Annotated in this window: 9 protein-coding genes; 7 read left to right on the top strand and 2 right to left on the bottom strand. The window is 59.4% G+C overall.

Going from position 1 to position 12,406, the window contains the following annotated elements; all coding sequences use genetic code 11:
* Positions 1–445 precede the first annotated feature (445 nt).
* Genes QZ571_RS17530 through QZ571_RS17520 form a run of 3 tightly spaced genes read left to right on the top strand, consistent with a single transcriptional unit; the run spans position 446 to position 2,325 of the window.
* Positions 446–1,054 carry a hypothetical protein gene (locus QZ571_RS17530; protein WP_295537359.1) on the top strand — a complete coding sequence of 203 codons (609 nt, stop codon included), beginning with the start codon at positions 446–448 and terminating at the stop codon, positions 1,052–1,054.
* Between the two features lie 21 nt (positions 1,055–1,075).
* A complete protein-coding gene (locus QZ571_RS17525; RefSeq protein WP_295537357.1) occupies positions 1,076–1,537 on the top strand; it encodes an AAA family ATPase in 462 nt (153 codons plus the stop codon).
* Positions 1,538–1,554: 17 nt separating this feature from the next.
* A complete protein-coding gene (locus QZ571_RS17520; RefSeq protein WP_295537355.1) occupies positions 1,555–2,325 on the top strand; it encodes a metallophosphoesterase in 771 nt (256 codons plus the stop codon).
* Between the two features lie 139 nt (positions 2,326–2,464).
* Here the strand turns inward: QZ571_RS17520 and QZ571_RS17515 are convergent, their stop codons facing one another.
* Complete coding sequence (locus QZ571_RS17515; RefSeq protein WP_295537352.1) at positions 2,465–3,475, bottom strand: exonuclease domain-containing protein; 1,011 nt, start codon at positions 3,473–3,475, stop codon at positions 2,465–2,467.
* A 233-nt stretch (positions 3,476–3,708) separates the two neighbouring features.
* On the opposite strand from QZ571_RS17515, the gene QZ571_RS17510 reads away from it, so the two are divergent.
* The 4 genes from QZ571_RS17510 to QZ571_RS17495 all read left to right on the top strand — a co-directional run bounded on the left by QZ571_RS17510 (position 3,709) and on the right by QZ571_RS17495 (position 10,595).
* A complete protein-coding gene (locus QZ571_RS17510) occupies positions 3,709–5,358 on the top strand; it encodes a class I SAM-dependent DNA methyltransferase (RefSeq protein ID WP_295537351.1) in 1,650 nt (549 codons plus the stop codon).
* Positions 5,250–6,368 (top strand): restriction endonuclease subunit S, encoded by a 1,119-nt coding sequence (locus tag QZ571_RS17505; protein WP_295537349.1) that lies wholly within the window; start codon positions 5,250–5,252, stop codon positions 6,366–6,368. The genes QZ571_RS17510 and QZ571_RS17505 overlap by 109 nt, the downstream gene beginning before the upstream one ends.
* Positions 6,369–6,531: 163 nt before the next feature.
* Positions 6,532–7,083 (top strand): hypothetical protein, encoded by a 552-nt coding sequence (locus tag QZ571_RS17500; protein ID WP_295537347.1) that lies wholly within the window; start codon positions 6,532–6,534, stop codon positions 7,081–7,083.
* A 116-nt stretch (positions 7,084–7,199) separates the two neighbouring features.
* Positions 7,200–10,595, top strand: coding sequence for a DEAD/DEAH box helicase family protein (locus QZ571_RS17495; protein WP_295537345.1), 3,396 nt, complete (start codon positions 7,200–7,202; stop codon positions 10,593–10,595).
* Between the two features lie 218 nt (positions 10,596–10,813).
* Here the strand turns inward: QZ571_RS17495 and QZ571_RS17490 are convergent.
* Positions 10,814–12,406: SbcC/MukB-like Walker B domain-containing protein (locus tag QZ571_RS17490; RefSeq protein ID WP_295537344.1), on the bottom strand; the 1,593-nt coding region annotated here is incomplete at its 5' end.

Raw genomic sequence — 12,406 nt, 5'->3', positions numbered from 1 at the left:
GGCTGAGAAGATGATCGTCGGAGAAGCCCCGCGCGGCAAAGCCTGCCCCTCCTGCGGCAGCTACGCGATGCGCATGGTCGAAGGCTGCATGACTTGCGCCGATTGCGGGCATAGCAAATGCGGGTGAAGGGTGATTTAGGGAGGAGAAGTCAGTATAGGACGCAGCATAAAATGTCCATTCCGGTAGGTTTTTGTCCATTATCGGAAGCATAAAGTGACCACCGAAGGTTTGGCCTTCGGTGGTTTTCTTTTATTTCAGTATGTTAGGCTAGGACCGGATTTCGCGATTCTTGGTGGGTTTTCCAACAAGTTGGAACGGTTGACGCGCGCATCCAAAGCTGACCTATCTCCAACAAAACCCGGGTTCCTTATCTCATCGCCTCACGAACCTCCGTTCGTGAGGGCGCATTGGCGGCGCATGCCGCCTGTCCAGAAGGAGCCTGCCATGTCCGTCCCTCTCCGCATTGTTGCTCTGCGCTTCGATCTCGAGACCTCACCGCAGAAGATTGAGCAGCAGCTCATCGCCTTCCTGCGCGAGCTGCGCTGGAAGGCGCGCGGGTTTGATCCGGCGGATCTCGAAGCCGCGCGCGAGGCGGATCGCTGGAGCGAGGAGTTACTCGCTTGTAGTCCCAGTCGGCACGATGGCGAGAAGATCTGTCGCCGGGCAAAAGCGCTCGCGGATCGGCGTATCCGGGCATCGGGGGGGGCGCATCTGGACAAGGACGCGCGAGAGAAGCTGCGCGGGCTCAGCGACGGTGTGCGGGTGGTTCAGCTGCCAAGCGCGCATCGCGCCGACGAGATTGCGGCGACGCTACACGATGAGATGCCCTGGATGGCGCAGGCGACCACTCTGGCTTGGCACGCGATGCGCGAGAGCGTGCGCAGCGGCGCGCCCGCTCTGCGCTTGCCGCCGATGCTGCTCGACGGGCCGCCGGGTGTTGGTAAAAGCTACTGGGCGCGGCGTCTGGCGGAGTTGATCGGCACGCCGTCGGAACTGATCGACGCCGCAAACGAGCCCGCCGGTTTCGCGGTCGCTGGCAGCCAGCGAGGTTAGTCGTCCGCGCAGCCGGGGCGTTTGGTCGAGCTGATCCTGCGCGAACACGTGGGCAATCCGGTGATGGTGATCGATGAGATCGACAAGGTCGGCGACGTGCGCTCGAATAAGGGCATAAGCTTTGCACTGACCAATGCGCTTCTGCCCTTGCTCGAGCCGCTCAGCGCGCAGGCGTGGAGCTGTCCCTACTTCCGGGTCACGTTTGACATGCGCTGGATCAACTGGATCCTGACCTCGAACAATCGCCGCAACGTGCCCGCCCCGCTGCTCAGCCGCTGCCGGGTCATTGATATCCCGTCGCTCTCAGGCGCGGATCTGGCGCACTTCGCACGCCGGGAGGGCGCAGCGCGGGGCCTATCGGAGGATGCGATTGCAACCTTGGCCGAGAGGCTTGATGGCTCCTCCCATCGCCTTGACCTGCGCGCAGTGATCAAGCTGATCGATAGCCTTTCCGCGCACGAGAATAGCCCGAGAGCCCATTGAATGTCAGAGACCGTCTTATGACCAACACGCTAATCCTAGCTGACCTACATCTCGACCTCTGGCATCAGGCGGGCCTCAATCCGCTCGATCAGATTGATTTCGACGGTGTCGAATTGCTGATCATTGCGGGCGATCTGACAAACAAACCCCGGGTGCGTTGGAAGCAAGCGTTTGCGCTAATCGGTGAACGCATCCCGCTGGATCGCGTCCATGTGTTTCCTGGCAATCACGACTATTACGACTTTCGGCTGGATGGCGATGACCGGCTTGCCGAGATCGCCCTGACAGCTGGCGCCAAGTATGCGCAGAAATCTGTGATCATTCATGGCACCACGCGCTATCTGTGCTGCACGCTTTGGACGGATATGCGCATGGGCACTGGAACGTTGGAAGAGAATGCTGCCGAGGCTGCGCGGATCATGAACGATTACCGCTATATCCGGGTTGCGCACGCGGGCTTTCGCAAAGCGCGCCCGCTCGACACGGTTGCGCTGCATCGTGAGCATGTCGCATGGCTGGGGGCGCGGTTGTCAGAACCGTTTGCAGGTGAGACCGTCGTCGTGACCCATCATGCGCCCCATCCTTTCGCGCTGTCTCCGGGCGGCCCGGTGCCGCAAGCCTATGCCTCAGATCTCAGCGATCTGATCAAGCGCTTCCAGCCCGATCAATGGCTCTTCGGGCACACCCATCTGGCAACAGAGTTTCAGATCGGAACGACCAAGTTGCGCAATGTTTCGATTGGTTATCCGGCGAAGGCGCGCAAAGCAAAGGAGCCGCGCGATGGTTAGTGACGATCTTGTTCGCAGTATCGTGCGTTCCGTCGCCCTTTCTCAACGCAATCCTACTCTAGTTCAGCATCGCTTGTTGGCGCTGGTCTCGTAGGGGCACCTCACATCGCCGACAAACGCATACGAAAGTCACGGGCCTTTACAGAACGCCAGCACCCGAAAGAATATCTTTGAACTCACTCTCACCCAAAATTCGGATCGGATGGCCCGCATCGCGCATCGCCTCCGCCTTGCGGTGCTTGCTGCTTTTCGAGTGCCCTGCGAGCAAGCTCAGATCCTGATCGCCGACAATCAGGTGTGTGGTCTGTTTCGTCACGCCCGCTTTCACATCCATTCCCGCGCGCGCCGCAAGATTTGCGGCCTCGTCCCGCGACATGCCAAGATTTCCGGTAAACACCGCGATTGCACCCACCAGCGGCCCGTTGGGATTGGCCGATGGGGTCGGTTTCTTCGGAAAGCGGGATTTCGGAGCTGGTAGAACCAGCTCGCCAAATGGCATGGCCAGTCGCGCTTCGGCATGAAGCACCACCATCGCGGCCGCTCGCGCGTCTTCGCCTGCGTCGTGATGGTGAAACTGCAAGTCCAATACCCGCTTAAGGTTTGCAAGGCCGTGGCCTCCGTTCCCCTTCAATTCGGGCCAGGCCCGCCGCGCAATCTTGACGCTGTCACTCCAGCGCAGATCGGGCGTTTCGATGCCGCAAAAACTGCAGGCGGCGTTGATAGCTTGCTTGTCAAAGTTGCTGTGCTGGATGAGCTGATGACGGGCCAACAGCGGCAATAGCGCATTCAAAGCATCGGGGAAGCGAGGAGCGTCCGCGACATGCGCGGGGCCGATACCGTGAAGCTGGATATTGAACGCGTCAAAACGGGTGGCGGGATTAACCAGCAACGAAAAGGTCTGGATCTGGTTGTCAGGCTGCACGCAAGCAATGCCGATTTGACAAATGCTGGCGGCATCGCTGCAGGCGGTTTCCACATCAAGCGCGATGAAGCGAAAGTCGCCCACCGGCACGCGGGGCGCGTGCGAAAAAGCGGGGCGATCAGTCGGCGCGGCATGGTCAGATACCTGCGCTTTCCGCTGATCGACCTCGGCACGCGGTAATTGCGACTGCTTTCGCGAACCGCCTGTAAGCCAGTCAAAAATTGCCATAAGAAAGCCCCTTCTAAAAATGCTGACATGAACAGCTTAATGCTGACTTGAATGCCAAGTAATCTCCAATTCCTACCGAACTGCTGCCGTAAAATAAACGCAGTCGCGCCCTTCATTGGGACATCCATGGCAAGCGCTGTCGAGGGTGCATATCGCTACCATGGAATGACGGATTGCCACGCTCCCCGCCGAGCCATATCTTCGGGCCGAAAAATCATTTTAGGCAGGCCAACATGCTGACAGGCACCATTCGCACGCAGATCGACCAAATTTGGAATGCTTTCTGGTCCGGCGGGGTCTCCAACCCGCTCTCCGTGATCGAACAACTCACCTTCCTGCTGTTCATCAAACGCCTCGACGAGATCCACACCCGCGAGGAAAGCAAGGCCGAGATGCTGGGCACCCCGATGGAACGCCGCATCTTCCCCGCAGGCGCGGATGACAAGGGTGAGGCCTACGACAACCTGCGCTGGTCCCGCTTCAAGAACTTTGAAGCGCGCGAGATGATGCGCATCGTAGACGAGCACGTCTTTCCCTTCCTGCGCCAGTTGGGTGAAGAAGGATCGTCCTACGGCACCCATATGAAAGACGCGCGGCTGGGCTTTTCCAACCCCAACCTCTTGGCCAAGGTTGTGCAGATGCTTGACGACATTCCGATGGAGGACCGCGACACCAAGGGCGACGTGTTTGAATACATGCTCGGCAAAATCGCCAGCGCCGGGCAGAACGGCCAGTTCCGCACCCCGCGCCACATCATCAAGCTGATGGTCAACCTGATGGCGCCAACCCCGCAGGACACAATTTGTGACCCGGCGGTCGGCACCTGCGGCTTCCTCGTGGCGGCGGGGGAATACCTGCGCGACCATCACCCCGGCATGCTGCGCAACCCCGACCAGCGCGACCATTTCCACAATGCGATGTTCCACGGCTTTGACTTTGACAGCACCATGTTGCGGATCGGCGCGATGAACATGACGCTGCACGGCGTGGAAAACCCCGATATCTCGTATCGCGACAGCCTCGCCGAGGAACACGGCGGCGACGAGGGTCGCTATTCTCTGATCCTCGCCAACCCGCCTTTTGCCGGATCGCTGGATTATGACACCACGTCCAAGGATCTGCTGAAAATCGTCAAAACCAAAAAGACCGAGCTGCTGTTCATGGCGCTGTTCCTGCGCCTGATGCGCACCGGGGGGCGTGCGGCGGTGGTTGTGCCGGATGGGGTGCTGTTCGGCTCCTCCAAGGCGCATAAAGACATCCGCCGGATGCTGGTCGAGGATCACAAGCTTGACGCGATCATCAAGCTGCCCTCGGGCGTGTTTCGCCCCTATGCCGGTGTGTCCTGCGCCATCGTGGTGTTTACCAAGACCGGCGTGGGCGGCACCGATAACGTGTGGTTTTACGACATGACGGCTGACGGGCAGAGCCTTGATGACAAGCGCACGCCGCTGCTGGAGGAGGCCAAACTTGGCCCCGTGCCCGAGGTGGCGCTGAGCGAGGACGAGCACGCCAAGAACAACCTGCCCGACATTCTGACCCGCTGGCAGGCGCTGGAGGGCGAGGCCGAGCGCCCCCGCACCGCGCAAAGCTTTATGGTGCCCGCGGCTGAGATCATCGCCACCGGATCATGGGATCTTTCGCTGAACCGCTATAAAGAGATCGAACACGAGGAGGTCACCCACCAATCCCCCGCCGAGATCATCGCAGAGCTGCGCGCGCTGGAAAGCGAGATTGCCGAAGGGCTGGATCGGTTGGAGGGGATGTTGGGATTAACATGGTTGCCCTTGGGAACGTCGTCGAAATCAAAGGCGGCGGGACACCATCGAAGAGTAAGCCCGAATTCTATAACGGAGATATTCCTTGGGTCACCCCGAAGGATATGAAGGTTTGGGAAATATTTGATGCCATCGATAAAATTACGCCTGAAGCAGTCACAAACAGTTCGACCAATTTGATCCCCGAAAACACAATCCTGTTAGTCAATCGTTCCGGAATTCTAAAGCACACACTTCCCGTTGGCATCACTCGACGACCGGTCGCCATCAACCAAGACATGAAAGCTTTAATCTGCTCAGCGCAAGTCCATCCCGAATACTTGGCCCATTTGGTGAAAGCCGCAGAGCCAAACATTCTCAAATGGGTTCGGGCAACGACGGCCGACAACTTTCCAATACAAAACCTCAAGGAACTCAAAATCCCCCTCCCGCCGCTGGAGGAGCAGAAGCGGATTGCGCAGGTTTTGGATCAGGCGGACGCGCTCCGCCGCCTGCGCACCCGCGCACTGGACACACTCAACACCCTCGGACAGGCGATCTTTCATGAGATGTTTGGGAGCATCAAAGGCAGCAAAGAGAAGGCATCGATCAGTTCTCAGAACGACGGCCCTGAATGGTTACGCTGCAAATTGGGAGATCAAATAAAGCTGCAACGTGGCTATGATATTGTAAAAAAGGATGTGCGCGAAGGAGAGGTTCCAGTGATCTCTTCTGGAGGCATTTCATATTATCACGATACAGTCGGCGCATTGGGTCCGGGAGTGATCTTAGGGCGAAAGGGATCTGTGGGGAAAGTTCACTTTTCTAAGCAGGATTTTTGGCCGCACGACACCACACTCTTCGTGAAAGAGTTCAACAAAAATATCCCTCTTTTTATATACTATTTCTTCAAACAATTTTCGCTAAGTGACTATGAGGCAAGCGCCGCTAATCCGAGCCTAAATAGAAATAATTTGCACCCTCTATACGTCGATTGGCCAGCAGTGGACAATCAGTTGGAATTTAGTCGCCGGATAGAAAAAGTAGAAAACGAGATGCAAATATTGAGAGCCGGTATCTCCGCATCGAAAGCCCTCTTCGCCGCCCTCCAACACCGCGCCTTTCGCGGGGAGCTTTGAGACGATGCGCGCGGCGTCAACGCTCGCTCCCCAGCCCGATGTTACATCGCCAAAGAGACCTTCCGCACTGAATTCCCAAAACTATAGCGATTATATCATGACCTATCAGAACAGAGTTGATCCTGCCGGCACTTTTCATGCAGTCCCTGCAAAGGGCACGCTGATGGGAAATCGCGGTATCCTGCATGATGACACCAAGACGATCTTTCGCACGCACGGGCATCAGAACTGGGTGACATGCGCGCTCAGCTTCAAAGGCCGACAGCGCTCGATTATGGGTGAGGGAAAATACACAGAGCTGTTTTTCCTTGATGAAGCCACGGCCTTCGCCGCAGGTCACCGCCCCTGCGCGGAATGCCGGCTAGAGAGATACCGGGAATTCACCCAAGCATGGCGCCAGACGCATGGCGAGCCCGAGCCGGGCCGACCGCTCCCCCAGACAATCGACAAGGCGCTCCACGCTGCCCGCATAGACCGCAAACGGCAAAAAGTGGTTTTTGACGCAGAGGTCGAGAGCTTGCCCGAGGGCACGATATTTCGGGACGGCGACGATTTCGTGTTGATCTGGCAAGGGCGGCATTGGCTGTGGGGGTTCGATGGCTACCAAGAGCGACATGCCAAAACCTGCGGGCGCGTCTCGGTTCTAACGCCGCGCCCTATGGTCGAAGTTTTCAGGAACGGCTTCACACCGGCGGTTCATACCTCCGCGCAATGATTGAAAGCGAGGGGCGAATTGGTGCAGCATGAACTTGCAATATCGACCATCCTTGCCTCGCCAATCAAAGACGACCAAAGTTTATTTGACCAATTTTCAGTCTCAGGAAATGTCTTATGACCCAATTCGCTTTTCTCGCTGCCGATTTTCCTGATCTACACCGGCATGCTGAAAAGGCGGAAAAGCTGGCCCTGTCTGACCCGAGGGGGTCCTGTTTCTGGTCACGGCTGACGCTGGAAACCGCGCTGAAATGGCTGTATCGCCGCGATCCCGCCCTGCGCTCTCCTTACGAGCGCACGCTGGCCGCGCTGATCGTGGAACCCTCACTGGCCGAATTGACGGGCCCCGCCATTATCACCAAGGCGCGCTATATCAAGGATCAGGGTAACCGCGCCGCGCATGACAGTGGCAAGCCCCTGAGTCCGCAGGACGCTGCTGCAACGGTGCGCGAGTTGTTTCATGTCTGCTACTGGATCGCGCGAACCTATGCGACGGGCACCAAGCCCGATCCGACCCTGTCCTTCGATATCGCCAAGTTGGAACAATCCCTGACCATCTCGGCCAGCACGGTTGCCCAGGTTCAGAAACAAAGCGAGGATTTCAAGGCCGCCACCCAGCGCGCCGAGGCGGCCGAAGAGGCGCGCAAAAGCTCGGAGGCGGGCCGCGCCGCGCTTGAGGCGGAACTGACCCGCCGACGCGCCGAGGTCGCCGCTGCGCGCAAAGCCAATCAGGCCGTGCCCGATGCGCATGATTATGACGAAGCCGCAACCCGCGATGCCTTTATCGATTTGTTGTTGGCTGAGGCGGGCTGGCCGCTGGATCAACCGCGCGATCGCGAATTCCCCGTCAGCGGGATGCCAAATCAAAGCGGTGAAGGGTTTGTCGATTATGTGCTGTGGGGCGATGGTGGCAAACCCCTCGCGTTGATCGAGGCCAAGCGCACCAAAAAGGACAGTCGCACCGGGCAGCATCAGGCTAAACTCTATGCCGATTGCCTGGAACAAGTTTATGGCCGCCGCCCCATCATCTTCACGACCAACGGCTATGAGCATTGGATCTGGGACGATCAGGCCTACCCGCCCCGCCGCGTATCCGGGTTTCTCAAGAAAGACGAATTGGAGTTGTTGCTGCAACGGCGCAGCAGTTTGAAACGGCTTGGCGATGTGCCCTTGGATGATGCGATCGCGGGGCGCTACTATCAGCAGCGTGCCATCCGTCGCGTGGGCGAAGCGTTTGAGAAGCACGCGCAGCGCAAAGCGCTGTTAGTGATGGCAACCGGCAGCGGCAAAACCCGCACCGTGATTGCGCTGATCGATCAGCTGATGCGCGCCAACCGGGTAAAGCGCGTTCTGTTCCTCGCCGATCGGATCGCCTTGGTCAAACAGGCCCATAACGCGTTCAAAACCCATCTGCGCGCCACGCCAAGCGCCAACCTGCTTGAGCGACACGACGCCAAGAAAAACGACCATGCAAGCGCACGCGTTTGCCTATCGACATACCCGACGATGATGGGGCTGATCGAGCAGATGAATGGCGACGAAAAGCAATTCGGGCCGGGCCATTTCGATTTGGTGGTGATCGACGAGGCCCACCGCTCGGTCTATCGGAAATACCGCGCGATTTTCGACTATTTCGACAGCCTCTTGGTCGGGCTGACGGCCACGCCGCGCAATGAAATCGACAAGGACACCTATTCGCTCTTCGGGCTGGAAAAGGGCGTCCCCACGGATTCTTACGACCTTGATGATGCCGTCGCTGACGGCTATCTCGTGCCGCCCACAACAATATCGGTGCCCTTGAAATTCCAGCGCGATGGGATTGTCTACGATCAGCTTCCCGATGAAGAAAAAGAGGCGTGGGACGCGATTGAGTGGGACGAAGATGGCAGCGTTCGCGACCGTGTCGACAGCAGTGATCTGAACAAATGGCTGTTCAATGAGGACACTGTCGACAAGGTGCTTGAACACCTGATGCGCAACGGGATCAAGGTGGCTGGAGGGGATCGGCTCGGCAAGACGATCATCTTTGCCAAGAACAGCAAGCACGCCCAGTTTATCGTTGAGAGGTTCAACGCAAACTACCCGCACTATAAGGGCGAGTTCGCCAAGCTGATCGACTACAGCGTTTCCTACGCGCAGTCGCTTATCGATGACTTTTCCGAAAGCCAGAAAACCCCGCATATCGCGGTGTCTGTTGATATGCTCGACACCGGAATCGACGTGCCAGAGGTTGTGAACCTGGTCTTCTTCAAGATCGTGCGTTCGAAAACCAAATTCTGGCAGATGATTGGACGCGGCACGCGACTGTGCCCAGACATCTTTGGCCCCGGCGAGGACAAGCAGGAGTTCATGATTTTCGACTTCTGCCAAAACCTCGAGTTCTTCAAGGAAAACCCGAACACGTCTGATGCTGCCGGCTCTCGGCCCATTTCCGAGCGTCTGTTCGTAACCCGTGTCGAGTTGATTGATGCCTTGCAAGACGCCGCAGAGCCCCATGATGATTTGATCGTGTCGACCAAAAATCGCCTGCGCGATGAGGTTTTGGGGATGCCCATCGAGAACTTCATCGTGCGTGCAAAACGGCGCAGCGTTGAGCGGTTTCAGAAAGAAGAGGCTTGGCAGACGCTTGATCTTGAGGCCCGGCTCGCCCTGACCGAGGATGTGGCCGGGCTTCCCACCGCGCTTGAGGATGGCTCCCTTCCCGCCAAGCAGTTCGACTTGCTTATCCTGAATGCCCAACTGCAGCTTCTCAAACAAGAAAGCGGGTTCGCACGGCTTCAAAGCCGGATCATTCAATTCGCCTCGGCACTTGAGGGGCTGTCCAATGTGCCCCTCGTGGCGCGCGAGTTGGAGCTAATCTTGGAGCTTCAGACCGATGGGTTCTGGGAAGACATCACTGTCGAAATTCTTGAAACCGTGCGCCGCCGTCTGCGCAATCTCGTCGAGTTGATCGAACCGAAAGAGCGCAAAATCGTCATCACCGATTTCGAAGATGAGATTGGCTCCGGTGATGCCGTTGCGATGCCCGATATCGGGTCTGGTGTGGATAAGGCGCGGTTCAAAATGAAGGTGCGTCGTTTCGTCGACGATCATCGCGACCACATCACATTGTCAAAGCTCCGCCGTGGTGAGCCGTTGACGGGTATGGATTTGGCAGAACTCGAGCGCATCCTGCTGGAGCAGAATGTGGCGGATGCCAAGGCGCTTGCCGGACTTATCGACGAGGGTGGCTTGGGGCGCTTTCTAAGATCCCTCACCGGTCTCGACCGCACCGCAGCAAAGCAAGCCTTCAGCGCATTCGCATCGCGCCAACCCTTGAACTCGGATCAACTGGAGTTTCTGGATCTCATCATCAACAGCTTGGCCGAAAGCGGCCTCGTCGATCCTCGCAGTTTCTACGAAAGCCCGTTCACAGATTTCGACGACATGGGCATCGCTGGAGTGTTCGACAAAAGCCAAGCAAGCGAAATCATCTCTATTGTGAAAGCATTGAACGATGCGGCTGCTGCGTAATAGGGAGTGTGATCGGCCCAAACAAGACATCTGTCAACATTACTTCGCTGAAACGCGGCGTCGTCGAAGCGGTCATTTGCACCCCGTGGATTTGGCTCCGGACCGGTCAAGCTCACCTTTGCTTTAGGAAGCCTGCCGATCCATTCTTCTTCTTGGGCGACGGGCTTTCCCCGAAATTGCTGGGCCCAAGCTGGCAAAGCTCTCTCGCCGAAAATCCCTCAGAAATCGGCCCCCGCAAGCTCGATCGTGCTGGCGCCCGCGCCGCGGCGCGTGACGCGCACCTGGACCGGGATGCGATCCTTCATCGCCTCCACGTGGGAGATCACCCCGATGGTGCGGCCCTGCGCCTGGAGCGTCTCGAGGGCGTCAATGGCGATGTCGAGGTCCTCGGCGTCGAGAGATCCGAACCCTTCGTCGATGAAGAGCGTCGCTGCGAGGCCGCCCTGACCGCCCATCTGCGACAGGGCCAGCGCCAGCGAGAGCGAGACGAGGAACCGCTCGCCGCCCGAGAGGGAGCGCGTGGAGCGAACCTCGTCGCCCATATCCCCGTCGACGATGTGCAGCGCCAGGTCCTCGCCGCCTTGCATGAGCCGGTAGCGCGGCTTGAGGTCCGCGAGGTGCAGGTTGGCGCGCTCCACGAGGAGCGAGAGCGTCACGGCCTGGGCGATCTGGGCGAACTTCCCGCCCTGCTTCGAGCCCACGGCCTCGTTGACCGCGCGCCAGGTGTCACAGGTCTCCTTCGCCGTCCGGATCTCGGCGTCGAGCCCCTTGAGGTGCTCGCGCAGCGCGTCATCGGCCTTGAGTGCTTGTGCGTTAGCGCCGGTCCGCTCGCGCATCTCGTCGCGGGCCTCCTCGCGAGTAGCCTTGGCGGCGCGCAGGTCAGGCTCGGTCTCATCGGGCAGACCCTTGTCGAGGCGCTCCTTCAGGTCATCCTGGCGGGCGGCCAGCGTGGAGATCGCGCCCGTCAGCGCCTCGTCGATCAACTTGAGCGTGTCCCGCAGGCGGGACGCCTCCGCCCCGCCCTTGCCGAGCAGAACGCCCAGCTCCTCGCGGCCCAGCCCGACCTGCGCGAGCTTGGCATCGAGATCGCTTCCGGCCTCCGCCTGTTCTTTTCGCGCCGGCACCAGCGCATCGCGCGCCGCCTTGAGGCGGGCATCGACGCCGGATTTCAGGCTGCGGGCCTCGGACAGGGCCGCCGCAAGGCTCTCCTTCTCCTCGGACGCCTTCAGGCGGGCCTCGTTGTGCCGAGTCCGGTGAGCCTCGGTTTCCTCGCCACCGAGCATCTCCGCCCGCTTGGCGCGCAGCTTGCCCAGCGCGTCTGCACGGTCTTTCTCCGCGCGCAGGGCGGTATCGAGGTTCGACTGTGCCGACGTGAACGCCGAGCTCGCCGAGGCGATCTTCGGCGCGAGCTCGCGGCGCGTGGCTTCGGCCGTGTCGCGGCGCGAGACCTGAGTGGTCCACCACTGGACGATGCTATGCAGCTTGCCGCGCACTGCGGCGGCATCCGCATCGAGCTTCTCGGGCGTCACCTTGACCGCGGCGAGTGCCGGCGAGATCTCGCGATCGATGTCGCCGATGCGTCGCGCGGCATGGGCCGCCTCCTGGTCCGAAAGCGAGGCCGCCGAAGTCTTCTCCGAGACGATTTGGGCCACCGCCTCGTGCTTCGGAGCGCGGGTCTCGATCGCCCCGGTATGGGACTGGACCGCCTTGCGGGTCTCCTCGAGTCCCGTGCGCAGGCGCGCCTGCTCGGCAAGCAGCTCCGCGACCTCCCCGCGCGGCGCGGCCAGCTTGTCCGCGAGAGTCGGACGCGC

This window comes from uncultured Thioclava sp., from assembly GCF_913064665.1.
GTDB classification, from domain to species: domain Bacteria; phylum Pseudomonadota; class Alphaproteobacteria; order Rhodobacterales; family Rhodobacteraceae; genus Thioclava; species Thioclava arctica.
Note: the sequence above shows the minus strand (reverse complement) of the source record. Positions and strands in the feature narration are given on the sequence as shown.

Coding starts and splice junctions, on each gene's coding strand:
- QZ571_RS17530 (WP_295537359.1), top strand. CDS start 446: ATGTCCGTCCCTCTCCGCATTGTTGCTCTGCGCTTCGATCTCGAGACC.
- QZ571_RS17520 (WP_295537355.1), top strand. CDS start 1,555: ATGACCAACACGCTAATCCTAGCTGACCTACATCTCGACCTCTGGCAT.
- QZ571_RS17515 (WP_295537352.1), bottom strand. CDS start 3,475: ATGGCAATTTTTGACTGGCTTACAGGCGGTTCGCGAAAGCAGTCGCAA.
- QZ571_RS17510 (WP_295537351.1), top strand. CDS start 3,709: ATGCTGACAGGCACCATTCGCACGCAGATCGACCAAATTTGGAATGCT.
- QZ571_RS17505 (WP_295537349.1), top strand. CDS start 5,250: ATGGTTGCCCTTGGGAACGTCGTCGAAATCAAAGGCGGCGGGACACCA.
- QZ571_RS17500 (WP_295537347.1), top strand. CDS start 6,532: ATGGGAAATCGCGGTATCCTGCATGATGACACCAAGACGATCTTTCGC.
- QZ571_RS17495 (WP_295537345.1), top strand. CDS start 7,200: ATGACCCAATTCGCTTTTCTCGCTGCCGATTTTCCTGATCTACACCGG.